The sequence below is a fragment of the Niveispirillum sp. KHB5.9 genome (assembly GCF_048066115.1).
Lineage (GTDB): Bacteria > Pseudomonadota > Alphaproteobacteria > Azospirillales > Azospirillaceae > Niveispirillum.
Window position 1 is genome coordinate 400,734 of the sequence record NZ_JBLTYX010000003.1, and the last position, 24,429, is coordinate 425,162.

A 24,429-nucleotide genomic window follows, 5' to 3' on the forward strand; every position below is an offset into this window, starting at 1 on the left:
CACCCGATACATGCCGTTTGTTGCCCACGCCTATAGCGCGTGGGCAACGATCAGATACATATCTACAACAGACAGCGGCAATTGTCGTCAATCAATCCGAAGGATAGGGGCGGCCGGCTGACCAAGGGCCCGCCAGGTGCCAATGAAGCCCAAGGTCAAGGTGATCGCAGTGCAAAGTAAGGCCGTGCTGATTACGGCCCAGGGCATGAAGACGAAACCGAAATCCATCACTTCCGTCACCACGATCCAGGCGACGATGGTGCCCAGAATTCCCGCCACCGCCGCCGTGATCAGGCCCAGCAGGCCATATTCCAGCAGAAAGGCACGCAATACGGTGGTCCGCGTGGCGCCCAGCACCTTCAGCACGACCGCGTCATAGACACGCCGCTTATGACCGGCTGCGACCGCGCCGGCCAGCACCAGCGTACCGGCCAGCAGGGTCACCGCCGCTGTCAGGCGTACGGCCAGCCCGACATTGACCAGGATCTCCGACACGGTATTCAGCGCGTCCTTGACGCGTACGGCACTGATATTGCTGAACTTCACGGCCACATTGCGCTGCACGGCTGGTTCCGCCGCCTCCGGCGCCTGCACGGTCGCCAGGAAGGTCTGCGGTGCCGCCTCCAGCACGCCGGGGGAGAAGACCAGGGTGAAATTGATGGTGATCGTGTCCCAGTCCAGCTCGCGGACCACGGCCACCTCACCCTCGATATCGCGGCCCAGGACATTGATGGTGATCTTGGCCCCCGGCCCGATGCCGAAGCTTTCCGCGATCTCCTTCGACACGGCCAGCTTGGGCGGACCCTGGTAATCGGCGGGCCACCATTCGCCCGCCAATACCTTGTCATTGGCCGGCGGTTCCGCCTGATAGGTGATGCCGCGGTCGCCATTCAGAACCCAGGAATATTCCTTGGTCTTCAGCGCCTTTTCCGCCTCCTCCCCGTTCACGGCCACGATGCGGGCACGCAGGTTGGGTACGAGGTTCAGGTCTTTGGTGCCGGGCACGGACAGCACCGTCTGACGGAAATCCGCCACCTGATCGGGCTGGATATCGACAAAGAAGAAGGCCGGCGCATTGGCGGGCAGCCGGTCCGACACTTCCTTCTGGAAATTCGCCTCGATCAGGGCGATGGCGACCAGCACGGTCAGGCCCAGGCCCAGCGACAGGACCACGGCACTGGTCGGGCTGCCCGGCCGGTGGATATTGGCCAGCGCCAGGCGCAGGACGGGCAGGCGCGGCCGGCCCACGGCCTTGGCGGCGCGCGTCACGCCGATCCCGGCCAGCCAGAACAGGCCCAGCACGGCCAGCGCCCCGACGACGAAGGCGGCGGCGAAGCCCTTTTCCTGTGCCGTGGCCACGGCCAGCCCCGCCAGCCCCAGGCCAGATACGGCGATGCCGGCCAGATAGGCGGCGCGTGGCCGCCCCTTGGCCTTCTGCACCAGTTCGCGGAACAGGGCCACGGCCGGCACCTCCCGCGCATGGCCCAATGGCCAAAGCGAGAAGGCCAGTGCCGTCAGGAAGCCGAATCCGGCGGCAATGGCCAAGGCACCCGGATAGACGCCGATGCGTGCCGTGATCGGCAGCAGTTCCGACAGGGCCTGGCCCGTGGCCAGCGGCGCCACCGTGCCCACCACCAGACCCAGCGCGATGCCGACGGTGGCCAAGGCCAGGATCTGGATCAGATAGGTCTTGAAGATCAGGGAACCGGGCGCGCCCACGCATTTCAGCGTGGCGATGGTGTTGGACTTGGTATCCAGGTACGCCCGCACGGCATTGCCCACGCCGACGCCGCCGACCAGCAGGGCCGTCAGCCCCACCAGGGTCAGGAACAGGGTCATGCGGTCGATGAACCGTGCCAGCTGGGGGGCGGCGTTCATGTAATCGCGCAGGCGCCAGGGGGCATCCGCCACCTCCGCCTTGGCCTGGTCGCGGAAATCCTTGATGCTGACGTCCGGGTTCAGCTTCACTTGGTAGGACCAGGTGATCAGGCTGCCGGGCTGCACCAGCTCGGTCTTGGCCAATGCCACGTCGGACAGCATCAAACGGGGGCCGAGGCTGAAACTGCCCGATCCGGCCTTGTCCGGCTCCCGCGCGATCAGGCCGCGCACTTCCACATTGATGCCGCCGATGCTGACCAGCGATCCGACCTTCAGGTTCAGGCGCCCGGCCAGCGTATCCTCGATCACCGTGCCGAATCGGCCCTCGCGGTCGGCCAGCAGGGCCTGGATGTCGGCCGGCTGCGGCTGCCCGTCCGGCCCCTGGATGTCGAAGCTGCCGTATAGCGGATAGTTGCTGCCGACCGATTTCAGCTCCACCAGGGCACTGGTGCCGCCATCATCGGGATCGCGGGCCATGGCGCGCATTTCGGCCGATGTCATCACCTCGCCGCGTGCCGTCAGGAAGGCAAGCTGTTCGGGCGTGGCTTGGCGGTAGAGGATGCGGGCCGCGATGTCGCCGCCCAGGATGGCGCGCCCGTCGCTGCGCATCGCATCCTCGATGCCGCTGGAGATCGACTGCACGGTGGCGATCGCCCCCACGCCGATGGCCAGACAGGCGATGAAGATGCGGAAGCCCGACAAGCCGCCGCGCAGTTCCCGCCGCGCGATGGTGAAGGCCAGCTTCCATTGCGACAGGGTGTCGCCGTGGGCCGCACCCGTGCTGGTACCTTGGGAAAGGGTCGTGGCCGTCATCACCGCCCCGCCGCCAGATGCTTCACGTCGCCGCGTGTATCATCCACGATCAGGCCATCGACCAGCCGGATGACCCGGTCGCATTGCCGCGCCAGGCCGGAATCATGGGTGATCAGGACGATGGTGGTGCCCACCCGGTCGGCCATGGCGAACATCAATTCGATGATGCGCTTGCCGGTATCGCCATCCAGATTGCCGGTGGGTTCGTCCGCCAGCAGCAGCGAGGGTTCGGGCGCAAACGCCCGGGCCAGGGCCACGCGCTGCTGCTCCCCGCCCGACAGCTGTCCGGGATAATGGGTCAGGCGATGGCCCAGCCCCACCGCCTCCAGCCCCTTCTGCGCCCGGTCGAACGCGTCGGGCGCTCCGGCGAATTCCAGGGGGATGGCGACATTCTCCAGCGCCGTCATGGTCGGGATCAGGTGGAAGGACTGGAAGACAATCCCGACCTCGTCGCGGCGGAACCGCGCCAGTTCATCCTCGCTCATCCGTGTCAGTTCATGGCCCTTCACCTGCACGGAGCCGGAGGTGGGGGGCTGCAAACCGCCCAGGATCATCATCATCGACGACTTGCCGGACCCGCTGGGACCGACGACACCCACCTTCTCGCCACGGCCGACATGCAGATCGATGCCTTTCAGGATGTTGACGCTGCCCGCCTCGCTCTCCAGCTTAAGACGGATATCGCGCAACTGGACAACGGGATCGGCCGGAACAATGGGCATCGCCATGACAAACCTTCGCAGCAAGGGTGATCCGAACCGATATGGCCCCTTGGGGGGCGCTTTCAACCGAATCGGCACAATGATCCTGATGCTTTTGTGCCTTTTGGCCCCATCGGGTGCGGTGGCGCAGGTCACACCAGCCCCGACAAAGATCATCGTGTTGGGCGACAGCCTGTCGGCGGGATACCGCCTGCCGCGCGAAGGCGCCTTCACCAGCCAGTTGGAAGTCGCGCTGAAGGCCAAGGGCTATGATGTCAGCGTCCCCAATACCGGCGTGTCGGGGGAGACGACGTCGGGCGGCCTGTCGCGGCTGGACTGGATCCTGGCGGACAAGCCGGGCCTGATGATCGTGGAACTGGGGGCGAATGACGGGTTGCGCGGCATCGACCCCGCCCGCACGCGCGAAAACCTGGATACGATCCTGACCAAGCTGAAGGAAAAGAACGTACCCGTCGTCCTGGCCGGCATGCTGGCGCCCCGCAACCTGGGCAGCGAATATGGCAAGGTGTTCGATGCCATCTATCCGGAACTGGCCAAAAAGCATGGCGTACCGCTCTACCCCTTCTTCCTGGACGGGGTGGCCATGGACCCCAAGCTGAACCTGGAGGACGGGATGCACCCGACGGCGGAAGGGGTGGCGGTGATCGTGTCGCGTATCCTGCCCACGGTCACGGCAGCACTGGACAAGATCAAGGCGGGTGGGAAGTGACCGACGGTTTCGCCAGCGCCATCGGCACGGGCACCGACTGGTCCAGCGCCGCCAAGCAGTGCCTGGATAACCTGACCCTGGTGCCGGGGGCCAATGTCGGCCTGCTCTATGTCACCGACCATCTGGCCGATCAGATGGGTTCCATCGCCACCCTGCTGCGCGGCGTCACCGGCGTGCGCGACTGGGTGGGCACGGTGGGGTTGGGCGTGGTCGGCACCGGTGTCGAACAGTATGACCGGCCCGCCATCTCCGTCCTGATCGGACGACTGCCCGACGGTGCGGCGCAGCTGCTGGGCCCGTTGACCGACGGTACGGCGCCGCTGGACGCGGTCCAGCCCTGGCTGCGCGACCATGCGCCTCTGCTGATGCTGATGCATGGCGATCCGCAGCATGCGCGCCTGCCCACGCTGCTGACCGATGTGGCGGGGCGCACGGGTGGGTTCATCGTCGGTGGGCTGACGGCGTCGCGCGGGGAACAGGCGGTGCTGTGCGGGCATGATAGCGGGCCGGGCCTGTCGGGCGTGATGTTCGATGCCGATATCGCGGTGGCTACCGGCCTGACCCAGGGCTGCACCCCCATCGGCCCCGTCCGCACCATCACCAAGGCCGACGCGCATGTGGTGATGGAGATCGACGGGGCGTCGCCCCTGGAAGCGCTGAAGGCCGATATCGGCCCGGAACTGGCCGGTGATCTGCGCCGCATCGGCGGGCTGATCATGGCGGGGCTGCCCATTCGCGGCGATGACCGGGGCGACCGGCTGGTCCGCGACCTGACGGCCATCGACCTGGAACGCGGCTGGATCGCCATCGGGGAGAATGTCAGCGATGGCCAACCCATCCAGTTCTGCCGCCGCGATGCCGATGCGGCCGAGGCGGATATGGTCCGCATGCTGGAGGGGCTGAAGCGCCGCCTGGGCGGCGATGCGCCCAAGGCCGGGATCTATGTCACCTGCGTGGCGCGGGGTGCCCGGCTGTTCGGCAGGGAGGGGGTGGAAACCGACCTGATCCGCCGGCATCTGGGTGATTTCCCCTTGACCGGCTTTTTCGCCGGCGGGGAAATCTCCAACGCCCAGCTTTACGGCTATACCGGCGTGCTGGTCCTGTTCGGGTGAAATGGCTTTCGCATTCTGACGAGCAATTGGCGCTGCCCCCGACGTCTATGCCATCCGCCTGGCGGTTACCCGTCTGGTTGCAGGCGCGCGTGGCATGGTCGATGGCAATATGGGGATGATTTTCCCGTCCGCCGCCAAGGATCATGCCATGCCGCCCCTCCGCCACCATTCCGTCCTGGCCGGCCTGTTCGCCCTTCTGGTCATGGCGATGGGGGCACCGGCCGACACACTGCCGGTCGGTGCCAAATATGTGGCCCTGGGCAGTTCCTATGCTTCGGGACCGGGCCTGCCCCCTTACGTGGCGGATGCGCCGGCCCGCTGCGGCCGCTCCACCCGCAACTATGCCCATCTGCTGGCGGCCAGACGCAGCCTGACGCTGGTCGATGCCACCTGTTCCGGGGCCACGACGGCGGCCGTGCTGGTCGGGTGGAACGAGCTGCCGGCGCAGGTGGAGGCAGTGGATGCCGACACGCGGCTGGTCACCGTCACCATCGGCGGCAACAATCTGCGCTATATCGGCAATCTGATGTCGCAATCCTGCCTGAACCTGGCGGCGCGCACGGGCGGGCCGACGGACAAATGCGTCAAGGGCGTGGAACTGAAGGATGGCGACCTGGAAGCCGCCTATCAGGCCATGCGCGCGGTGGCCGATGCGGTGCGCCGGCGGGCGCCGTCGGCCCTGCTGATCTTCGTCGATTATTCGGTCGTTCTGCCGCCCACGGGCATCTGTGCCGCCACGCCGCTGACCCCGAAACAGGCTGACCAGGGGCGCAAGGTGGCCGACCAGCTGGCCCTGGTCACCGCGCGCGTGGCCAGCGACAGTGGCGCCCTGCTGGTGAAGGCATCCAGCCTGTCGGCGGGGCATGATGCCTGCGCCGCCGATCCCTGGATGACAGGGTATCCCGGCCCACCGGGGACATTGGCCTATCACCTGACGGCAGACGGCATGGCGGCCGTGGCGCGGGGGCTGGACGGCGCCTTGGACATTGTCGCAGGCCCCGCCCCACACTGACGCCGGCCGGATGTTCCTGTTTTGTTGATGCATGGCGGTGCGAAGTCCCTATACTCCGCGCCCATGAGCGAGATCGTTCCCTTTCGCCGGCCCGGTGCCGCTTCGGCGTCGGATGCGGTGGCACCGTTGCGCACGGCCCCGCCGCGCCTGCTGCTGCCCGATGCGCCGGCCATCGTGGTGGGGGCACGCGGCGTCACCTGGATGACGCCCGATGGCGAGGTGGAGCTGATCCCGCATGACGAGGCGGCCTATCGCCTGCGTCACCAGAACGTGATCCTGGCCCATGCCCGCGCCGTGGGGCGGCGGTTGAAGACGGAGCGGCTGGCCGATCCGTTCGACGTGCTGGAACTGTTCGCCTTCGTGCGGCCCGCCCGCTTCTGTCTGCCCACGCCCAAGGGGTTGGCCGAGGCCACGGGGCAGCCGGTGCCGGGCGATCCGGAGGCGGAGGCCCTGTCGCTGATCGACAGTGCCTCCGCGCTCTTGTCGGAACTGGCGGAGAACAACCGGCCGGAGCCCGATGGCGAGAAACGCAAGCAGCCGCGCGAGCGATCGGACGCCGCCGGCATCGGCTGGTTCATGGGGCAGGCCGGCTGGTCCTGGGCGCCGTCGGTGATGGCGGCGCTGGGCCTGCCGCACGGGCCGGGCGACGGGCGGGCGCGGCGTGGGTTGATGATCTGGAACCACCTGAAGGAATGGCAGGCCGAGGCGCCGGAGCCGCCGCCCGGCCATATCCCGGTGGAACCTGCGGAGGCGCGCTGGCGTCTGGCCGAACTGGTGGGCAGCGGGGCGGCGGCGGAGCCCCGGCCGCAGCAGGCCGATTATGCCAGTGCCGTCTCCACCGCCTTCACGCCGCGCGATGAACAGGGCGTGCCGCGCGTCGTGCTGGCGGAGGCCGGGACGGGCGTCGGCAAGACATTGGGCTATCTGGCGCCGGCCACGGTCTGGGCGGAGAAGAATAACGGTCCCGTTTGGATATCAACCTATACGAGACAGTTGCAGCAGCAGATCGACAAGGAACTGGACCGGCTGCATCCCGACCCGGCGGTGAAGGCCAAGCGGGTGGTGGTGCGCAAGGGGCGGGAGAATTACCTGTGCCTGCTGAACCTGGAGGAAGCGGCCAATATCGCCCATACCCAGCCGGCCTATGCCAGTGCCATCGGCCTGATGGCGCGCTGGGCGGCGGCGACCCGTGACGGCGACATGGCCGGCGGCGATTTTCCCGGCTGGCTGGTCGATATATTGGGCAAGGGTCGCACGCTGGGGCTGGCCGACCGGCGGGGGGAATGCGTTTATAATGCCTGCGCCCATTATACCCGCTGCTTCATCGAGAAATCGGTCCGCCGCGCCCGCAAGGCCGACATCGTCGTCGCCAACCATGCGCTGGTCATGGTGCAGGCCGCACTGGGTGGCGGAGACGATGCCTATGTGCCCACGCGGTACGTGTTCGATGAGGGGCATCATGTGTTCGACGCCGCCGACAATGCCTTCGCCGGGCATCTGACGGCAGCGGAAGCGGCCGAGCTGCGCCGCTGGTTGTTGGGCGCGGAAGTATCGGGTCGCAGCCGGGCGCGGGGCCTGCGCCGCCGGGTGGAGGACCTTGTCGGTGGTGACAAGGCATCGCTGGAACTTTTGCAGGAGATTCAGCAAGCGGCCCAAATCCTGCCCGGGGAGGCCTGGTCGCAGCGCATCCATGGCGGGGAGACCAAGGGGCCGCTGGAGGCGTTCCTGGTGGCCGTGCGCGGTCAGGTCTATGCCCGCGCCCAGGGCGTGGACAATCCCTACAGCCTGGAGACCGATTGCAAGCCGGTGGCCGACGGCATGCTGGATCTGGCCGACGACCTGGACATCGCGCTCTTAAAGCTGGCCACGCCGCTGGAGAAGCTGGCCGACCGGCTGGTCGAGATGCTGGACGAGGAAAGCGACGAGCTGGAGGCCGAAACCCGCCGCCGCATGGACAGTGTGGCGCGGGCCTGCAAGCGCCGGGCGCAGAACGAAGTCAATGGCTGGCGTCTGATGTTGCAAAGCCTGAAGGCCGAGACGCCGCGCAAATTCGTCGACTGGTTCGGGGTGGAACGGCTGGAGGGGCGCGACTTCGATCTGGGCATGTATCGCCACTGGGTGGACCCCACCATCCCGTTCGCCGACACGGTGGGCACCGCCGCCCATGGTCTGGTCCTGACCAGCGCCACCCTGACCGACGGTACCGGCGATGTGGAACAGGATTGGCAGGCGGCCCACCTGCGCACCGGCACCGTCCATATGGGTGCGCTGCCGTTGCGCGCCGCCGTGCCCAGCCCCTTCGACTATGCCAGCCAGACGCGCGTGCTGGTGGTCAATGATGTGCGCAAGGATGATCTGGGGCAGGTGGCGGCGGCTTACCGCGAGCTGTTCCTGGCCGCGGGCGGCGGCGGCCTGGGCCTGTTCACCGCCATCCAGCGGCTGCGCGGCGTGCATGAGCGCATCGCCGAGCCGCTGGAGGAAGCGGGTATTCCATTGCTGGCCCAGCATCTGGACGGCATGGATGTGCCGACCCTGGTCGATATCTTCCGGGGAGAGGAGGATGCCTGCCTGCTGGGCACCGATGCGGTGCGCGACGGGGTCGATGTGCCGGGCCGGTCCCTGCGCCTGATCGTCTTCGACCGCGTGCCCTGGCCCCGGCCCGATATCCTGCACAAGGCGCGGCGTAATTATTTCGACAAGATCGCCGCACGGCGCGGCTTTGACGACATGATCACCCGCCTGCGCCTGCGTCAGGCGTTCGGCCGGCTGGTACGCCGCGCCGATGATCAGGGGGTGTTCGTGCTGCTGGACCCGATGATGCCGTCACGTCTGGTCGGCGCCTTCCCCGAGGGGGTAGAGGTGCGCAAGGTCGGTCTGGCCGAGGCCGTGCGGGTGACGCGGGGGTTCTTGCAGCCGTAGGTTATGGCTTGCGCGAAAAGGCCGCGGCGCCACGCATCTGCCGTTCCAGGTCCCGGATGCGTTCGGCCTGCTTGGCCTGCCGGCGCTGTTCGTCCGATTGGCCTTCCGTCGTCACGATCCGCCGGTTGCCGTCCTCTTCCCGATCACCATTGTCCATACCACTGTCCCACCCGAAAATACCCCCGCCACGGATCAAGTTTCAGTCAGCTTGCCGGGGGTGGCAATCCGCCTCATTCACATGGCTGGCGTCAAAGTGTCGCGGAGCCGACACCGAACCGCAACAAACAGATGCACACATAAAGATATCTTTATGCTTGCCCCATATCGCTCCGCCTGATACATCCTGCGCCAGATGCGGCAGCCATCATGGCCTGCCGCTGGTTGCGTTTTCGTAAACCCCATTGGGGTCGCGCCCCGGCGCGACAGGGAGCCATCATGACCGCCTTCACCGATTTCAAGGTCGCCGACATCTCGCTGGCCGGCTGGGGCCGCAAGGAAATCACCATCGCCGAGACCGAGATGCCGGGCCTGATGGCCCTGCGTGCGGAATATGGCGCGTCCAAGCCGCTGGCCGGTGCCCGCATCGTCGGCTGCCTGCACATGACCATCCAGACCGCCGTGCTGATCGAGACGCTGACGGCCCTGGGCGCCACCGTGCGCTGGTCGTCGTGCAACATCTTCTCCACCCAGGATCAGGCCGCCGCCGCCATTGCCGCCGCCAACATCCCGGTCTTCGCCTGGAAGGGCGAGACGGAGGAGGAGTTCTGGTGGTGCATCGAGCAGACGCTGCGCAGTGCCGATGGCTGGACCCCCAACATGATCCTGGACGATGGCGGCGACGTCACCCAGATCATGCACGACAAGTATCCGGAAATGCTGGCCGAGATTAAGGGCCTGTCGGAAGAGACCACCACCGGCGTGCATCGCCTGTACGAGATGGTCAAGGCCGGCACGCTGAAGGTCCCCGCCATCAACGTCAATGACAGCGTCACCAAGTCGAAGTTCGACAACCTGTATGGCTGCCGCGAGTCGCTGGTGGACGGCATCAAGCGCGCCACCGACGTGATGATCGCCGGCAAGGTCGCCGTCGTCGCCGGCTATGGCGATGTGGGCAAGGGTTCCGCCGCCTCGCTGCGCACCCAGGGTGCCCGCGTCCTGGTGACGGAGATCGACCCGATCAACGCCCTGCAGGCCGCCATGGAAGGCTATCAGGTCGTCACCATGGAAGACGCCGCCCCCGTCGGCGACATCTTCGTGACCGCCACCGGTAACGTGGATGTGATTACCCAGGATCACATGCGCGCCATGAAGGACCGCGCCATCGTCTGCAACATCGGCCATTTCGACAGCGAGATCCAGATCGCTTCCCTGCAGAACTACAAGTGGGAAGAGGTCAAGCCGCAGGTCGACGAGGTCGTGTTCCCCGACGGCAAGCGCCTGATCGTCCTGGCCAAGGGCCGCCTGGTCAACCTGGGCTGCGCCACCGGCCACCCCAGCTTCGTGATGTCCGCCAGCTTCACCAACCAGGTGCTGGCCCAGATCGAGCTGTGGCTGAACCATGCCAAGTACGAAAACAAGGTCTATGTGCTGCCCAAGCACCTGGACGAGAAGGTGGCCCGCCTGCACCTGGACAAGATCGGCGCCAAGCTGACCGTGCTGTCCGAGAAGCAGGCCGAGTACATCGCCGTGCCGGTGGCCGGTCCGTTCAAGCCGGATCATTACCGCTACTGATATCGGCCCTTTTCGGGCTGATAAGCGAACCCCCGCCGGGCGACCGGCGGGGGTTTTGTTTTATGGCTTGGGTAGGAAGGTGAAATCCACGCCTTGGCGCCAGTCGATGCCGGGCTTGTAGATGCCCAGCGTCACCATCTGCCTGGTGAATTCTTCCCAGCGTTCGGGCGTCATCACCCCGATACCCCGCGTCAGCGCATCGCCGCTTTCCACCAACCCATAGGCGATCATCTTGTCGCGCGCGAAGGCCAGCGCCTCATCGTCCATTTCCGGATTGTCGCGTTTGATCAGGGCATTGGCGGCGGTGGGGTCGCCGTGGAGATACTGTTTCCAGCCTTCGATCGACGCTTCCACGAAGGCGCGCACGATTTCCGGGCGTTTGGACGCCAGTTCCTTGCGCACCATGATCGTGGCGGCATAGGACAGGTAGCCGTCATCGGCCAGCAGGAAGACCTTGGGTTTGGCTCCGCCCTTCAGCGCCGTCAGCGGTTCCGAGGTCGCATAGCCCTGCTGGATGGCGCCCTTGTTCACCAGGAACGGGGCGATGTTGAAGGTGTATTTGCGGATCTGCGCATCCTCGAACCCGTAGCGGGATTTCAGGTAGCGCCAGATCGTGTGCACCGTGGGATCGCCGATGGCGATGGGCTTGCCCTTCATGTCGGCCAGATTGTTCACGTCCGGCCGGTCGTGCGACATCAGGATCACGGGGTCCTTCTGGAACAGGGCGGCCACTGTCACCACGGGGGCACCCGCCTCCACCAGATTCAAGGTGAAATAGCCGTTGGACCCCATGGCGGCATCGATGGCGCCGGCGGCCAGCAATTGCTGCGGGTCCATGCCCACACCGCCCTGGCGCAGGGTGACGTCCAGGCCGCGCGCCTTGTAAAGCCCGGCGGCCAATGCCTGATAGAAGCCGCCATGTTCGGCCTGGGCGCGCCAGTCGGTGGCGAAAACCAGCTTCTCCTGCGCGCTTGCCGGCAGGACCAGGGCGGCAAGACCCAGACAGAGCAATGCGAATTGACGGCGCAGCATTCAAGGTCCCCCGGCCATTTGATCCTCCCCAACTTACGGGAGGGGCCGGGCAGGGTGCAAGTTACTGCCCGCCGCCGTTGGCCCCGCCGCTCTTGGCGCGATAGGCACGCAGTTGCACGTTGAAGCGTTCGGCGAAGATCTGCATGGCAGTGACGGTCAGGTCATACTGCTGGATCAGCGCCAGATATTCCTGGCCGGAGATGCGGTTCAGCGAGGCCTTGACCAGCTTGTCCAGGCAGACATTGAAGGCTTCCGATTCCGTGACATAGGTCTTCACGGCCACCTGCGCCTCGCGCATCTGCGCATCGGTGGCGGTCTTGCCATCGGGCAGCTTGCCCGGCGCCTTGGGGCGGGTGCAGCCCGGGGCGGCAGCCGCAGCGGCCTTGGCCCGTTCATCCTGCTGCTTCACCACGTCGCCCATGGTCGGCATGTTGGCGGCAGAGGGCAGCTGCACCGACGGGGCGGCCTGCGTGGCCGGGCGGGCGGGTTGCTCGGCCTGTTTGACGATATCGCCCATGGTGGGGCCGACAGGGCGCGCGGTGTCCTGATTGGCGGCCAGCGCCGGCAGGACGGTCAGCGTCAGGGAAGCGGCGAACAGGGAACGGATCAGCAGGGACATGGGACGCGAACGCTCCAGCGCGGGGCCTAACTATGGTCGCGGAGTTAGGCACAGCGCGCGCCGGCTTGCAAGCGGCGGAAATGCCCTTTCATCGCCCCAAACCCGTGCTAAACAGCGCATACAGGTTTCGGGGATGGGTTTTCGAATGATCGGCGTGTTTGATTCGGGTCATGGCGGGCTGACGGTGCTGCGCGCCCTGCATCAAAGCCTGCCCGCGCACGATTTCCTTTATCTGGGCGACCATGCCGACGCGCCCTATGGCGACCGTCCGCCGGAAGAGATCTACCACCTGACCCTGGCCGGCATGTCGCGCCTGTTCGAACGCGGCGCGCGGCTGATCATCGTCGCCTGTAACACCGCCTCGGCCGTGGCGCTGCGCCGGCTGCAACAGACTTGGCTGGACCATGCCTGGCCCGGACGCCGCGTGCTGGGTGTGCTGGTGCCCATGGTAGAGGCGGTGACGGGTGTGCCCTGGATGGCGGACGTGGCCGCCAGCCGTCAGGCGGGGGAGGCGCGGACCATCGGCATCTTCGCCACCAGCCGCACGGTGGATAGCGGCGCCTATCCGCGCGAGATCGCGGCGCGGGCGCCGGAGGTAAGGGTGGTGCAGCAGGCCTGCCCCGAACTGGTCCCGCTGATCGAACATGACGCGTCGCGTATCCAGCTTGAGGATGCGGTGCGCCGCTATGTCGATGGGCTGATGATCCAGCTGGACGGGGTGGTGCCGCAGGCGGTGATGCTGGGCTGCACCCATTATCCGCTGGTGGCCGACCTGTTCATCGCCAACCTGCCGGCGGGGGTGGAAGTGCTGTCGCAACCCGACCTGACGGCCAAGAGCCTGCGCGCCTATCTGGACCGCCACCCGGAATTCGACCAGCCCGGCCGGGGTGAGGTGAAATTCATCACCACCGGCGATGCGGACCGGATCACCACACTCGCCACCCGCTTCTTCGGCAAGCCGGCCCGGTTCGAGCGGGTGTGACGTTCTTTCGCCCTATCCCGCTTGCGGGAGAGGGAGGGACCCAAGCCGGATGGCTTGGGAGGGAGAGGGAACAACGCCGGATGTTCGGCTGCCACCCTCTCCCTCCCCCATCAAAGGGGGAGGGCAGGGTAGAGAGGGCGCATTCACTTCCCGAACCGGTAACTCACCTCCACAATCCCGTGATCCTCGGCACTGTCATGCAGGGTGAAGCCCAGGTCGCGGCACAGGCCCAGCATCCCGGCATTCTCCCGCAGCACCTCGCCGAACACCTCATGGATGCCACGGCTTTGCGCATAGGCCAGGATCTCGCGCATCAGGCGCGACCCCAGGCCCTTGCCCTTCATGTCGCTGCGCACCAGCACGGCATATTCGGCCCGTTCATTGTCTGGATCGGCGGTGATGCGGACCACGCCGAAGATCGGGCCGGGCTGGTCATCCTGCATCTGGTCCGTCGGGATGGCGACCAGCGCCATTTCCCGGTCATAGTCGATCTGGGTCAGGCGGGCCGCCATCTGGTGCGACAGGCGGCGCAGCGGCGCGAAGAAGCGCAGGCGCAGATCCTCCACACTGGTGGCGGCGATCATGTCATGGATGGCCGGTTCATCCTCCGGCCGGATGGGGCGGACCAGGAATTCCCGGCCGGACCGCAGCTGGATGCTGTGCGCCAGCTTCTTAGGGTATGCCCGGATGGCCAGCCGTTTCAGCGACCGTTCGGTCAGCGGCTTCACCTTGATGCGGCCATCCAGGGCCAGCACCCCGGCCTCGTCGGCATAGAGCGGGTTGATGTCCAGCTCGCTGATTTCCGGGAAATCGATGATCAGCTGGCTGACCTTGGTCATGGCCAGCGCCACGGCATCCAGGTCAGCACAGGCCATGTGGCGGTACCCGCGCAGCAGCTTGTAGATGCGGGTGCGCGCCATGGCCTCATGCGCCAGGTTCATGTTGAGCGGCGGCAGGGCCAGGGCCTTGTCGTCCAGCACCTCCACAGCCACACCGCCGGCCCCGAACAGGATGACGGGCCCGAACAGCGCATCATCCACCATGCCCAGGATCAGTTCCTGGGCACCCGGCCGGTGCGCCATTTCCTGCACCGTATAGCCTTCGATCCGAGCCTCGGGCATGGCGCTCCGGATGCGCTCATGCATGGCCTCGGCCTCCGCCCAGACCTGGGTCGGCAGCAGGTTCAGCGATACCCCGCCCATGTCCGACTTGTGGGTGATGTCGTGGGACAGGATCTTCAGGGCGATGCGCCCGCCGATGCGCTTGGCCGCCCGTTCCGCTTCCGCCGGGGTGGCGGCGATCACGGTCTGCACGCAGGGGATGCCATAGGCGCGCAAGACCTCCTTGGCCTCGAACTCCGACAGCCAGCCGCGCCCTTCGGCCAGGGCCTGGTCGATGATCGGGCGGACGGCGGCCATATCCACATCGAACTGTTCCGGCACGCTGGCCGGCATTTCCATCAGCAGTTCCTGGTTGCGCTTGTACTGCACCAGATGCAGGAAGGCGCGGACCGCCTGGTTGGGCGTCTGGTAATGCGGGATGCGGGCCTGGTCCAGCAGTTTGCGCGACGGTGCCGCCTGCTGTTCGCCCAGCCAGCTGGCCAGCACGGGCAGCTTGCGCCCGCCGCCGGCCCGGCTGTTCTGGTCGCGCACCAGATCGGCCACGGCCTGGGCGGCATCGCGCCCGTCGGCCACCGCCGTGGGGCAGTTCAGCACCAGCACGCCGTCGATGTTCTTGTCGGCCATGACCAGTTTCAGCGCGTCGGCGTAACGCTTGCCGTCGGCATCGCCGATAATATCCACCGGGTTGTCATGGCTCCAGGTCGGCGGCAGCACCTTGGACAGGCCCTCCAGCGTCTCCGGCGCCAGCTTGGCCAGCTTGCCGCCGCCGGCGATCAGCGTATCGGTGGCCAGCACGCCCACGCCACCGCCATTGGTGACGATGGCCAACCGGTCGCCACTGATCTGCACACCGGTGGCCAGCGTCTCCACCGCGGCGAACAACTCGTCCAACTCCCCCACGCGCAGCATGCCGGCGCGGCGGAAGGCGGCGTCATAGACGGCATCGGCCCCGGCGAGCGCACCGGTATGCGAACTGGCGGCGCGCGACCCTTCCTCGCTGCGCCCGGCCTTGATGACGATCACCGGCTTGGACCGGGCGGCGGTGCGGGCGGCGGACATGAATTTGCGCGCACTGGTGATGGCTTCCACATAAAGCAGGATGGCCCGCACCGACCCGTCCTGGGCCAGGTAATCCAGCATGTCGCCGAAATCCACGTCGGCCTTGGACCCCAGCGAGACGAGGTGGGAGAAGCCGATGCCGCGCGGCGTGGCCCAGTCGACGATGCTGGTGACCACGGCTCCCGACTGCGCCACCAGGGCGATGTCGCCCTTCAGCGGCGGCACATGGCAGAAGCTGGCATTCAGCCCCTGGCCCGGCACCATGATGCCGAGGCAGTTCGGCCCGATGATGCGCAGCAGATGCGGGCGCGCGGCGTCCAGCACGGCCTGCTGCAACTTCTTGCCCTCTTCCCCCATCTCGCCGAAACCGGCGGTGATGACCACGGCGGCCTTGGTGCCGCGTGCGCCCAGCTCGGCGATCAGGCCCGGCACCGTGGCGGGCGGGGTGGCGATGATCGCCAGCTCCGGTGTGATCGGCAGGTCGGAAACCGATGGGTAGGCCAACACCCCCTCGATCGACCGTTCGCGCGGGTTCACCGGCATGATCGGCCCGTCGAACCCGGCATTGAACAGGTTGCGGGCCACCACCTGGCCCACCGATTTCTCCCGCCGGCTGGCCCCGATCAGGGCGACCGATGCGGGCTTGAACAGGCTGTTCAGGTTGCGGATGGTCATGGGGGCTCCTCGGGCTACGGGGTCATGCCACCCCGGCAGCATGCCAGGAAGCGGCGCCACCATAAACCGCGACCAAGGACGGGCGATGACATGGGTCAATCGCCCGCATCATTCACCCACGGTTTACATCCTAAGCGGGTGCATTAACTAAGAAATGCCGTGCCAATACCCGGAAAACGGGTTATCTGGCTTATGACCAATCACCTAACGCTTCGGGAGTATGGGATATGGGCGGCACCACTTTCTCCTTCGGGTACAAGAGTTCCGACGTGGACCAGGGCGGCTTCTTCGTGCAGGCCAGCGTGGCCGGCAGCGCGCCGCACACGTTCCAGTTGGATAGCGGTTCCTGCGGCATGATCATCGGGCAGAACTATCTGCCCTCGAACCTGAACCTGAACGACTATCCCTGCTTCGGGCCGGGCCAGATGCATTACCTGCCGTCGAACAATATCCGGTCGGGCACCTGGTACTTCCTGCCCATCAGCCTGATCGACACGCCCTCGGGCAAAACCATCGACAGCAACTGCATGGTGCTGGTCATCAACGATCCGGCCGATTTCGGCGGTGGCATGATGGGCGTGGCGGCGCAGGCCTCCTACCCGGCCTACAACGCGCTGTTGAACGCCTATGTCACGGTGGATGACCAGAAGCAGCCGCTGACGCAGAGCTTCGTGCTGACGCAGCAGGCGGCGATCATCGGCGCCGACCATACCGATCTGGGCTTTCCGGGCTTCCATTATGTGCAGCTGGTGACGCCGACGGAGCTCCCGCTGGAACCGGCCCAGACCAACCAGGTGCCCATGAACTGGCAGTCCAGCCCGATCTGGTCACCGCCGCAGACCACGTTGACCCTGAAGGGCAGCGGTGAGGCACAGCCAGCCAGCGCCAGCGCCAATTTCATGATGGATACCGGCATCAACCAGATGCTGATGGTGGCGCCTGACAGCTTCATCCCGGCCAATGCGCTGGAAAGCGGCACCGGGCAGCGGCAGTTCGTGCCCAATATCGGCACGCAGATCGGCATCGAGCTGCTGGGACTGGGCGGTGCGCAGCTGCTGTCCTATACGTTCACGGTGGACAGCCCGGCGGCAACGACCCCGCCGGAGACGCCGGCGGATGTGGTCTATCTGGGCCAGTCGACCAACGCGGCCGATCCCTACAAGGTGAATGTCGGCATCCACCCGCTGCGCAGCCATCTCTACATGTACGACTACGCCGCCGGCCTGATCGGCTTCGCCCCCATCGCGTGAACGGGCGGTGACGAAGCCTACCGGCCCTGTCACCCGGATCGGGCAGGGCCGGAGCGGATCAGAACAGCAGCGTTTCCGGATCGGGCATGGGCCGGTCGTCGATGGCTTTCAGCAGGCTGTTGATCGACCGGATCAGCCACCAGATGCTGACGATGAAGATGACCAGCACGCCGATGAAGATGAAGGTGGTGACGAAGCCGATGCACAGGCCCAGCACGCCCAGCCAGAAACCGCGGATGTAATAGGTGAAATGCGTCTCCCACAGGGTGCCGCGTACGTCTGCCCGCTTCAGATAGGCGATGATCACACCGATCAGGCCGAAACCCACGATGGTCAGCAGGTTGATGATCACCACCAGCATGCGCGCGCTTCTGTGCCGCCCCTCGTCCGAATAATCCATGGCTTACCCCTACTTGTCCTGGTTGCAAGCCGCCATGGAAACCTTTTGCGACCGGCGATGCAAGTGGGGCCTTGCCGTCACCAGTAGCCGCCATTGTCCGGCCCCCAGTTGCTGGCGGACCCCAGGATGGCCAGATCCGTGGGCGGGGCATCGGGGACGCCGCCATCCAGGCTGTAGGCCAACCGCCCCTCCGCCCTTCCATTGGTGATGAAATGCCGGACCAGGGCGGCATGGTCCAGGCCGAAGGCGGCGAACAGGTCGCCATTCAGGGCGGCATAGGCCTCGGCACTGAAGCCCAGCGTGGCCCGTCCCTCCGCCCTGCCATTATTGATGAAATGCGCCACCAGCGCCTGTTCGTTCAACCCGAAGGCGGCGAACAGGTCGGGGTTCAGGGCGGCATAGGCCTCCGCATCGAAGCCGGATGCCAGCCGCCCCTCGCCGTTGCCATGGAACATGTAATGTTCGACCAGCACCTGGCGGCTCAGCCCGAAGGCGTTGAACAGGTCGGGGTTAAGGGCCGCATAGGCGACCGCGTCGAACCCGTCCGCCGGCCGCCCCTCATAAACGCCGTTGCCGATGTAATGCTGGCGCAGCGCCGCTTCGTTCAGCCCGAACAGGCGGTACAGGTCCGGGTTCTGCGCGGCATAGGCCTCCGCATCGAAACCCTGGGCGATGCGCCCTTCTGCCCTGCCATTGGTGATGTAATGCGACAGCAGGCGCGCATCGTCGCCGCCGAAGAACCGGTCCAGGTCGCCATTCATGGCGCGATAGGCCGACAGGCTGAAATCCGCCTGGAAATCATCGTTCAGCACGGTGAAGGCGTTGCGGGCGCTGTCGCCGCCGGTGGTCAGCAGGGCGCCTTGTACCGTGCTGACTGTGCCGATGATGCGGGCATCCGTTCCCCGTACCGTATCGCCCAGCTCGTAAGGCACCCTGATCAATGTGCTGGTCGCCCCGGCGGCGATGGTGAAGCTGCCGGTGAACAGGGGCGTGGAGGCGCTTTCCGCCTGGGCGGTGAAGGTGAAGCGCACCGGTTCCGCCGCGACAGTGGACAGGTTCACGGTATAGAGCAGGTTCAGCGGTGTGGCATTCGTCGTGGGCATGCCGACCACCCGCCCATCGACGATGATCGGCGTATCGCCCCGGTTGCCCTCCGGCGCGTAGCCGCCATCGATGGTCAGGATGGGGACATTGGTGGTGGCGACCGTCACCACCCGGTCGGCAAATTGCAGCCTTTCCACCCCGACCAGGATGTCGGTGCCATCCACCCCGCCGCCATGGCGGACCGTCGTGATGCCATTGATGGTGGTGACGGTGTAGGTGGTGGAATTGCCACTGAAGAGCGCCGTGTCGGTGCCGGCCCCGCCATAAAGCCGGTCATTGCCGCCCCCGCCGGTCAGCGTGTCGTCGCCCCCCTCTCCGAACAGGCGGTTGACCCCGACATTGCCGCGCAGGATATCGCCGGCCGATCCGCCGAACAGGTCGGATGCGGTGCTGCCGTCGGTCTCGCGCGTCACGGCACTGGTCTGGGTGGCCAGCACGATGTCGGCGGGTGTGATAAGGCCGCGATCAGTGCGCAGCGCCACTCCGCCGCCCACATCCCAGGGCAGGGTGCTGCGGATGAAGGTGGTGGCCACGCCGTTGACCCGCGCCGATTCGGCCAGCAGCAGGAAGGTCTCGAAACTGCTGATGCCCAGGGCGGACAGGTCCAGCCGGTCGCTGCCCGGCGTGAAGTCGGTGATGACGTCGCGCCCGTCCATATAGGTGATGATGAAACTGTCGCGCCCCGCCCCGCCGACCATCGTGTCATTGTTGCCGCTATAGATCGGGCTGCCCTGGTCCATCAGCACATCATCGCCATCCCCGCCCAGCAGCCGTTCCGATACGGCCCCGCCGATCAGCGTGTCATTGCCCGCCGCCCCGATCAGCCCGCCATTGCCGCCGCTGGACACCAGCTGCCGTCCCGGCTGGTCGGCGGCATAGGTGAAATCATCGGCGCGCAGCCGATCGCGGGTGATGTTCAGGCTGAGCAGGGTGTTGCCGACATTGAAGGTGCCGTTGGTGCCCGGCGTCAGCCCCATGATGGTGCGCAGCATGTCGAAGCTGGCGATGCCCATGGCGGAGATGTCGATCTTGTCCAGCCCCTGCTGGAAATCCACGATGGTGGTGGTGGCCGGGGAGTTGAGGTCGGCCAGCACGAAAATGTCGCGCCCCAGCCCGCCAGACATCGTCTCCTGCCCGCCGCCGGAATAGAGGATGTCGTCCCCCTGTTCGCCGAACATGCGCTCGGCGAAGGTGCCGCCATGCAACCGGTCATTGGCCCGCCCGCCGAACAGGTCGGTCTGGAACCCGCCATAAAGCTCCAGCGGCGTGGTGATGTTGGCGAAGATGAAATCGGCCGGCACCACCCGCGACCGTTCCACGCCGTCGAACACCAGTGTGGTCTGTCCGCCGCGCATCAGGTTGATGGCCGAACTGTCGGTGCCGTTATAGTCGGAATTGAACAGGAAGCTGACGGCATTCCAGCTGCCGATACCATAGGCGGTGAGGTCGATCTTGTCGGTGCCCGGCGTGAAATCCAGGATGCGGTGGGTGCTGAACCCGCCGGCCGCTGCCGGGACGAAGACATCCTGTCCCGCCCCGCCGCGCGCATCATCGAACCCGCCGCGCAGCACCAGCCGGTCATTGCCGGCCCCGCCGATCATGCTGTCATCGCCCAGGCTGCCATCCAGCGTGTCGTTGCCCGACCCGCCCACCAGATCGTCCGGTCCGGTCCCTCCAACCAAGTTGCGGGCACCACTATCGGCCGCGAACACGAAATCGGCAGCGGTCAGGGTGGAGAGCGGCCGGTTGATGATCAGCGCGGCGTAACCGTTGGTGGCGCGCAGTTCGAACCGCGTATTGTCCGCACTCTCCTCCCGCAGGAACAGGCGGGCGGTGGCGAAGTCGCTGATGCCGGTCGCCGACAGGTCGATCCGGTCCTCACCCTGGGTGAAGTCGGTGATCACCGACGGAGGTGCGAAATAATCCTGGCCCTCGGCCCGTGGCACGAACAGGTCGCGGCCCGCTCCGCCGGTCAGCGTGTCGAACGACCCGCCGATCAGCACATCGTCGCCCGCCTCCCCGAACAGCGCGTCCCAGCCTTCCCCACCCACCAGCGTGTCATTGCCGGCCCCGCCGCGCAGGGTATCGTTGCCGCCGCCGCCATGGATGCTGTCATGCGCGGCGTCCCCTGTCAGGGCTTCGGGATTGCTCCCGCCGATGATGCTGGCCAATGCCGCCTCCCCATCTGCTGGACGCCGCCTTTGGCGCCATCCTCTAAACGGGATTATGGCGGACGGGGGCGAGTCAAAGCCGTGACAACGGCCCTGCAGGCAGCAAAAAGGCCGGGCGTCGCCGCCCGGCCCATGCGGAAATGCGCGTGATACCAGATCCCGGTGAGTGAAGCTCATCGGGATCTGGTACGGCGGCGACTGCCGCCGCGCCGCACGTGCGGCGTAGCCAAGCCGCCGGATGGCGGCGCTGGCGATTGAAGCCCGGTGATCGGTTACGATCACCGGGACACGGTATGAATGGTTGGGTCAGAACCCGTCATCCAGCAGGCCCAGCAGGGCCATGGGGCCGCGGCAGGGGTGGAATTCTCGGTGAAGGCCGGCCGTCCCTCCGCCTTGCCATTGCTGATATAGTGGCTGATCAGGGCGCTGTGGTTCAGCCCGAAGGCGCTGAACAGATCGGGGTTCAGGGCCGCATAGGTTTCCGCATCGAACCCGTCGACCGGACGGCCCTCGGCCCGGCCGTTCTTGATGTAATGGTCGATCAGGCTGGCCGCGTTCAGACCGAAAGCCCGGTACAGGTCGCCGTTCTGGGCGGCATAGGCCTCGACATCGAAGCCCGTGGCCACCCGTCCTTCCGCCCGGCCGTTGCTGATATAATGGCTGATCAGGGTGGCATGGTTGGTACCGAACGCGGTGAACAGGTCGGGGTTCAGCGCGGCATAGGCATCGGCATCGAACCCTTCGGCCAGCCGTCCCTCCGCCTTGCCATTCGTGCGGTAATGGCTGGCCAGGGCATCGGCATTCAGACCGAAGGCAGTGTAAAGGTCGGGATTCAGTGCCGCATAGGCCTCGGCGTCGAACCCGCTGGTGGCCCGGCCTTCCGCCTTGCCGTTGGTGATGTAATGGCGGACATAGGCGGCGTCATCGGTGCCGAAAGCGGATATCAGGTCGGGGTTCAGGGCGCGGTAGGCGGCGAGTGTGAAGGCGGCGGCGCTATCATCGTCCAGGATTTTTCCAGTGGCACTGATCGTGCCACCGATATTGCCACCACCGACCAGGGTGGCTCCGCTGACATTCGACAGGGTCAGGATGACGGTCTCGTCCGCCTCCGCCTTGGTGTCGCCGCTCACCAGCACCTCGATGGTGGCAGAGGTCGCACCGGCTGCGATGGTGATGGCATGGTTCACAAAGCTATAGTCACTGCCCGCCATCGCTGTGCCACCCGACCTGTGCGCCGTGAAGGTGACAGGTGCGAACGATGCCTCCGACAACGTGACCGTATAAAGCAGGGAAGCCGTGCCGGACGCCCCCTCCTTCACCGCGCCCCCGGTGAAGGATAGGGTCGGTACGGCGGTCGAGATCGTCTGGTCCGTGAATGCCAGATATTCGACACCGTTCAGGATGTCTATCTCGCCGGAAGCGTGGCGGACGATCGTCAGCTCGTTTTGCCTGGTAATCGTGTAGCGTGCCCGGATATCGGTGAACAAGGCGACGTCGATGCCCGCCCCACCGGTCAGCCGGTCGTTGCCAGCGCCCCCGGCCAGCATATCGTTGCCGGCCCCGCCATCCAGCGTATCGTTACCGCCAAACCCATCCAGGCGATCATTGCCGGCCCCTCCCGTCAGGGAATGGACGATGGTAGAAAGTGGCGCCAAGCCCTTGAAATTATAGGCGGTCAGGCTGCCGGCCTGCACGCCGGTCATGCGCAGGATCGGCGTGAAGCTATAACCGAACAGGTTCATCCCGCCGTCATAATCGGCCTCCAGCACCGTGTCGGCCCCGTTCTGCACCAGCCGCAGGTGGTTGTCGAACAGGTTGCCGCCAAGAGTGTCCGCGAAGACGTTGGTGCCGGACGGCAGCATGTCAACGATGTCGCCGCCGGCACCGGCCGTGAAGTCGGTGACGATGCTGACCGCGCCGGAGGTGACGTTGTGGAACTGGATCGTATCGACGCCACTGCCACCCGTGATGGTGTTGCCGGAGGCGTAGATACGGAATTCATCATTGCCGGCGCCCCCGTCGATCCGGTTGGCACCGCTGAAATCCACGACCAGGTCGTTGCCGTCGCCGCCCTGGATGCTGTCATTGCCGGCGTCGCCAAATATCGTATCGTCGCCCAGGCTGCTGATCAGCGTGTCGGTGCCAAAACCACCGTACAGGAAGTCGTTACCTTCGCCGCCGTCGATCTGGTCATCCCCGGTACTGCCGTCCAGGTTGTCGTTTCCACCCAGGCCGGTGATCGTGTCACCCTCAACGCCACCCACCAGCGTGTCCCCGTTGGACGTACCCGTCAGAGCCGGTATGACATCTTCCTGTCGTCGATTTAAGGTCTATGATCCTATCACCACTTGAAAGACGCATATAGGTTGGAGCGATTTTAAGAAATTGCGCACCTTTATATGACAAAGGCCGGGCGCTGCCGCCCGGCCTTTGCAAGTTCGCAGTGCTGGTGCCAGCGGAAAGGCTCAGCCTTCCTTCTGGAACCGCTCCACGCTTTCCTCGATCAGCTTGGCAGCGACGTCGGCCTCGTCCCAGCGGACGATGCGGACCCACTTGCCGTGCTCCAGATCCTTGTAATGCTCGAAGAAGTGGGCGATCTGCTCGACCAGGATCTGCGGCAGCTGACGGTAGCTGGTGATGTCCTTGTAGAACGGGTGCAGCTTGTCCACCGGCACGGCCAGGATCTTCTCATCCATGCCCGCGTCGTCTTCCATGATCAGCACGCCGATGGGGCGCGAGCGCAGGACGACGCCGGGGACCACGGGGGTCGTGCCCACCACCATCACGTCGATCGGGTCGCCATCCAGGGCCAGGCTGTGCGGCACGAAGCCGTAATTGGCCGGATAGAACATGGCGGTGTGCAGGAAACGGTCGACGTAGAGCGCGCCGCTGTCCTTGTCCAGCTCGTACTTCACGGGCTGGCCGCCCTGCGGGATCTCGATGACGACATTGATGTCCCAGGGCGGGTTCTTGCCGACGGGGATCTTGGTGATGTCCATGGCACGGGCCTTCTTGGCAACTGAACAGTGGTAAATCGCGGCGATCCTAGCCGAGTGCAGGTGCGAAATGAAGGTTCCGGAAGGATGGTCCCCTGTGCATTTCCGCCGCATCTACCAAGGT

The 24,429-nt window shown here is 65.9% G+C and carries 17 protein-coding genes; 7 read left to right on the forward strand and 10 right to left on the reverse strand.

Features of this window, described 5'->3' with window-relative positions:
* Nucleotides 1–87 precede the first annotated feature (87 nt).
* Both ACM9HJ_RS08565 and ACM9HJ_RS08570 read right to left on the reverse strand, forming a co-directional pair.
* On the reverse strand, nucleotides 88–2,691 hold the full coding sequence (locus ACM9HJ_RS08565) for an ABC transporter permease (RefSeq protein WP_416571290.1): 2,604 nt from the start codon (nucleotides 2,689–2,691) through the stop codon (nucleotides 88–90).
* A complete protein-coding gene (locus tag ACM9HJ_RS08570) occupies nucleotides 2,691–3,419 on the reverse strand; it encodes an ABC transporter ATP-binding protein (protein ID WP_416571291.1) in 729 nt (242 codons plus the stop codon). The genes ACM9HJ_RS08565 and ACM9HJ_RS08570 overlap by 1 nt, the downstream gene beginning before the upstream one ends.
* Nucleotides 3,420–3,492: 73 nt before the next feature.
* Between ACM9HJ_RS08570 and ACM9HJ_RS08575 the strand changes: the two genes are divergently transcribed.
* The 4 genes from ACM9HJ_RS08575 to ACM9HJ_RS08590 all read left to right on the forward strand — a co-directional run bounded on the left by ACM9HJ_RS08575 (nucleotide 3,493) and on the right by ACM9HJ_RS08590 (nucleotide 9,165).
* Nucleotides 3,493–4,122, forward strand: coding sequence for an arylesterase (locus tag ACM9HJ_RS08575; RefSeq protein WP_416571292.1), 630 nt, complete (start codon nucleotides 3,493–3,495; stop codon nucleotides 4,120–4,122).
* Nucleotides 4,119–5,234, forward strand: coding sequence for an FIST signal transduction protein (locus tag ACM9HJ_RS08580; protein WP_416571293.1), 1,116 nt, complete (start codon nucleotides 4,119–4,121; stop codon nucleotides 5,232–5,234). Before ACM9HJ_RS08575 ends, ACM9HJ_RS08580 begins: the two co-directional genes overlap by 4 nt.
* A 148-nt stretch (nucleotides 5,235–5,382) precedes the next feature.
* Nucleotides 5,383–6,246: an SGNH/GDSL hydrolase family protein gene (locus tag ACM9HJ_RS08585; RefSeq protein WP_416571294.1), complete on the forward strand. Its 864-nt coding sequence runs from the start codon at nucleotides 5,383–5,385 to the stop codon at nucleotides 6,244–6,246.
* Between the two features lie 63 nt (nucleotides 6,247–6,309).
* A complete protein-coding gene (locus ACM9HJ_RS08590; RefSeq protein WP_416571295.1) occupies nucleotides 6,310–9,165 on the forward strand; it encodes an ATP-dependent DNA helicase in 2,856 nt (951 codons plus the stop codon).
* A 1-nt stretch (nucleotide 9,166) separates the two neighbouring features.
* Here the strand turns inward: ACM9HJ_RS08590 and ACM9HJ_RS08595 are convergent, their stop codons facing one another.
* The gene (locus tag ACM9HJ_RS08595; protein ID WP_416571296.1) at nucleotides 9,167–9,322 is read right to left on the reverse strand and encodes a hypothetical protein; all 156 of its coding nucleotides are present in this window, start codon (nucleotides 9,320–9,322) and stop codon (nucleotides 9,167–9,169) included.
* Nucleotides 9,323–9,600: 278 nt separating this feature from the next.
* Here ACM9HJ_RS08595 and ahcY point away from each other — a divergent pair, with 278 nt between their 5' ends.
* Nucleotides 9,601–10,896 carry an adenosylhomocysteinase gene (gene ahcY / locus ACM9HJ_RS08600; protein WP_416571297.1) on the forward strand — a complete coding sequence of 432 codons (1,296 nt, stop codon included), beginning with the start codon at nucleotides 9,601–9,603 and terminating at the stop codon, nucleotides 10,894–10,896.
* Nucleotides 10,897–10,956: 60 nt separating this feature from the next.
* On the opposite strand, the gene ACM9HJ_RS08605 is transcribed toward ahcY, so the two are convergent.
* A complete protein-coding gene (locus tag ACM9HJ_RS08605) occupies nucleotides 10,957–11,928 on the reverse strand; it encodes an ABC transporter substrate-binding protein (protein ID WP_416571298.1) in 972 nt (323 codons plus the stop codon).
* Nucleotides 11,929–11,989: 61 nt separating this feature from the next.
* Nucleotides 11,990–12,547, reverse strand: coding sequence for a hypothetical protein (locus tag ACM9HJ_RS08610; protein ID WP_416571299.1), 558 nt, complete (start codon nucleotides 12,545–12,547; stop codon nucleotides 11,990–11,992).
* Between the two features lie 145 nt (nucleotides 12,548–12,692).
* Between ACM9HJ_RS08610 and murI the strand changes: the two genes are divergently transcribed.
* Entirely contained in the window at nucleotides 12,693–13,529 is an 837-nt protein-coding gene (murI, locus tag ACM9HJ_RS08615) for a glutamate racemase (RefSeq protein WP_416571300.1), read from the forward strand.
* A gap of 143 nt (nucleotides 13,530–13,672) precedes the next feature.
* Here the strand turns inward: murI and ACM9HJ_RS08620 are convergent, their stop codons facing one another.
* Nucleotides 13,673–16,384: a GNAT family N-acetyltransferase gene (locus ACM9HJ_RS08620; protein ID WP_416571301.1), complete on the reverse strand. Its 2,712-nt coding sequence runs from the start codon at nucleotides 16,382–16,384 to the stop codon at nucleotides 13,673–13,675.
* Nucleotides 16,385–16,611: 227 nt separating this feature from the next.
* Here ACM9HJ_RS08620 and ACM9HJ_RS08625 point away from each other — a divergent pair, with 227 nt between their 5' ends.
* Nucleotides 16,612–17,634 carry a hypothetical protein gene (locus ACM9HJ_RS08625; protein WP_416571302.1) on the forward strand — a complete coding sequence of 341 codons (1,023 nt, stop codon included), beginning with the start codon at nucleotides 16,612–16,614 and terminating at the stop codon, nucleotides 17,632–17,634.
* 58 nt (nucleotides 17,635–17,692) lie between these two features.
* Here ACM9HJ_RS08625 and ACM9HJ_RS08630 read toward each other — a convergent pair whose 3' ends face one another.
* The 4 genes from ACM9HJ_RS08630 to ppa form a co-directional block, all read right to left on the reverse strand.
* Nucleotides 17,693–18,034, reverse strand: coding sequence for a DUF4870 family protein (locus ACM9HJ_RS08630; RefSeq protein ID WP_416571303.1), 342 nt, complete (start codon nucleotides 18,032–18,034; stop codon nucleotides 17,693–17,695).
* A gap of 77 nt (nucleotides 18,035–18,111) precedes the next feature.
* Nucleotides 18,112–21,309 (reverse strand): M10 family metallopeptidase C-terminal domain-containing protein, encoded by a 3,198-nt coding sequence (locus tag ACM9HJ_RS08635; protein ID WP_416571304.1) that lies wholly within the window; start codon nucleotides 21,307–21,309, stop codon nucleotides 18,112–18,114.
* 278 nt (nucleotides 21,310–21,587) lie between these two features.
* Entirely contained in the window at nucleotides 21,588–23,612 is a 2,025-nt protein-coding gene (locus ACM9HJ_RS08640; protein ID WP_416571343.1) for a Calx-beta domain-containing protein, read from the reverse strand.
* Nucleotides 23,613–23,774: 162 nt separating this feature from the next.
* Entirely contained in the window at nucleotides 23,775–24,308 is a 534-nt protein-coding gene (ppa, locus tag ACM9HJ_RS08645) for an inorganic diphosphatase (RefSeq protein WP_416571305.1), read from the reverse strand.
* Nucleotides 24,309–24,429 lie beyond the last annotated feature (121 nt).